The organism is Micromonospora sp. 4G55 (genome assembly GCF_016803375.1).
Genome location: NZ_JAEVHN010000789.1, coordinates 1 through 2,566, shown reverse-complemented (window position 1 = coordinate 2,566; position 2,566 = coordinate 1). Strand labels below are relative to the sequence as shown.

The 2,566-nt window shown below is 74.7% G+C and carries 3 protein-coding genes; all 3 read right to left on the bottom strand.

What is annotated here, in order from left to right; all coding sequences use genetic code 11:
- Positions 1-757: low specificity L-threonine aldolase (locus tag JNW89_RS34210; RefSeq protein WP_238452182.1), on the bottom strand; the 757-nt coding region annotated here is incomplete at its 3' end.
- A complete protein-coding gene (locus tag JNW89_RS34205; protein WP_238452181.1) occupies positions 754-1,947 on the bottom strand; it encodes a pyridoxal phosphate-dependent aminotransferase in 1,194 nt (397 codons plus the stop codon). The genes JNW89_RS34210 and JNW89_RS34205, both read right to left, overlap by 4 nt.
- A 30-nt stretch (positions 1,948-1,977) precedes the next feature.
- Positions 1,978-2,478, bottom strand: a complete 501-nt coding sequence (locus JNW89_RS34200) for an MmpS family transport accessory protein (protein ID WP_238452180.1) — start codon at positions 2,476-2,478, stop codon at positions 1,978-1,980.
- Positions 2,479-2,566: the final 88 nt, after the last annotated feature.

Here is a 2,566-nt window from a genome sequence, read left to right as displayed (position 1 = left end):
GCGCCGCCGGCCACTGCTGGAAGACGGTGCCGCCGTACCGGTGCCGCCAGGCCCGCGCGTAGCGGACCAGGTCGGCCGGGCCGGCCAGCGCCGCGCCGGCGTGGCCGCCGAGGGACTTGTAGAACGAGACGTAGACGCTGTCGGCGAGGGCCGCGATCTCGGCCAGGGACCGACCGAGGTAAACGGTGGACTCCCAGAGCCGGGCGCCGTCGAGGTGCACCCGGGCGCCCCGGTCCCGGGCCGCCCCGACCACCGCCACCAGCTCGTCCCAGGTCGGCAGCACGAAACCGGCGTCGCGCAGCGGCAGTTCGAGCAGCAGGGTGCCGACCGGCTCGTCGAGCGCGGCGACCTCCTCGGCGGTCGGGTTGCGCGGGGCCGTCGTGGTGCGCACCGCCCGCAGCCCGCCGAGCGCCGCGTACGCGTCCCGTTCGTACATCAGCGGGTGGCTGAGCGGGTGCAGGCCGACCGCGTCGCGCCCGGTCAGCTCGGCGCCGTACCGCATGGCGACCTGCTGGGCCATCGTGCCAGTGGGGAAGAAGGCGGCCGCCTCGGTACCGAGCAGGTCGGCCACCCGGCGCTCCAGCGCCTCGACCGCGCCGCCCTCGCCGTAGAAGTCCGGCAGCAGCTCGTCGGAGGCAGCGGCGCGGATGGTGTCGAGCTGTTCGACGACCGAGGGCGGCCGGGTCCCGGAGAGCACGGCGCCGCAGCCGCGCAGCGCGGTGAGCCGGCGGACCCGTTCGGCGTACCCGTCGGTCATCGGGCCTCCTTCAGTCTGCGCAGGCGGGTGACCGCCTCGGTGAGCACGTCGGGGCGCTTGCAGAAGGCGAACCGGACCAGCCGCCGGCCCGCCTCGGGGTCGTCGTAGAAGACCTGGGTGGGCACCGCGACCACGCCGCACCGCTCGGGCAGCGAGCGGCAGAACTCCACCCCGTCCCGACCGCCCAGCGCGGTCACGTCGGCGGTGACGAAGTACGTCCCCTCCGGCGTCAGCGCGTCGAAGCCGGCGTCGGTCAGCCCGGCGACGAGCTGGTCCCGGCGCCGGCGCATGCCCTCCTGGAAGTCGGTGAAGTAGGCGTCCGGCAGGGCCAGCGCCACGGCGACCGCCGGTTGCAGCGGCGCCGCGTTGACGAAGGTCAGGAACTGCTTGACCCGCAGCACCGCCGAGACCAGGGGGGCCGGGCCGCTCGCCCAGCCGACCTTCCAACCCGTGCAGGAGAAGGTCTTGCCCGCCGACGAGATGCGCAGCGTCCGCTCCCGCATCCCGGGCAGGGTGGCCAGGGGCACGTGCGGTGCGGCGGCGTCGGGGAAGACCAGGTGCTCGTACACCTCGTCGGTGACCGCGTACGCGTCGTGCTCCTGGCAGATCTCGGCGACCAGGGCCAGCTCGTCGGGGGTGAAGACCTTCCCGGTCGGGTTGTGCGGGGAGTTCAGCAGCACCAGCCGGGTCCGCGGGCCGAACGCGGCGCGTAGCGCCGCCGGGTCGAAGGCGTACCGGCCGTCGTCGCCGGGACGCAGCGTCACCGGCCGCCGGACCGCGCCGGCCAGCGCGATCGAGGCCGCGTACGAGTCGTAGTACGGCTCGAAGCAGATCACCTCGTCGCCAGGCTCGCAGAGGGCGAGGATGCTGGCGGCGATCGCCTCGGTGGCGCCGGCGGTGACCACGATCTCGCCGTCCGGGTCGTACTCCAGTCCGTGGAAGCGGCGCTGGTGGTCGGCGACGGCCCGGCGCAGCGCGGGGATGCCCGGGCCCGGCGGGTACTGGTTCTGCCCGCCGCGCAGCGCCTCGGCCGCCGCGGCCAGCATCTCCGGCGGGCCGTCGCTGTCCGGGAAGCCCTGCCCGAGGTTGACCGCGCCGGTGCGGACGGCCAGCGCGGACATCTCGGCGAAGATGGTGGTGCCGAACGGACGCATCCGGGCCACGAGCGGGTCGACATCTGGCGTCGTCACGCCGGCCAGCCTACGGGCGCGCCGCCGAAGTCACCTGCCCGCGCAGGTCACCTGCCAGCCCCAGCCGTCCACCGAGTCGGTCACCGGCGCCCGGCCGGCCACGGTGGTGGAGCAACCGATCGTCCGGCCGTCGTTGTCGGTCTTGCTGGCGATCACGATCACCCTGTTCGCGTCGTCCGTGCGGATCTTCTTCCGCCAGGGCAGCCGCACCCCGTCCAGGCGGATGAAGTCGCCGTTCGCGTCGTAGTACTGGACGTCGGCCGTGCCCTGGCCGGTCACCTCGTAGGTCACCGCGAACCGGCCCCGTCCGCGCGACGGGGTGGCGGCCGGCGTCGAGGGTTGGACGGGTGGGGGCGGGGACCAGGTCGACTCCGGGGCGTCCTCGTCGTAGTCGTCGCTGTAGTACGGGTCCGGGTCGTAGTACGGCTCGTCGGCGGTCGGGCTGTACCGCCCGACCAGCGCGCTGCCCACCCCCACGCACCCGCACACGCCGAGGACGAGCACCGCGACGACGGCGATGACGATGCCCACGACCGCCGTCCCTGAGCCGGGTCGGTGCCGGCCGGTACCCGGGGTAGGCGTAGGGCGGCGGGTAGCCGGACGGCGGGTACGGCGACGG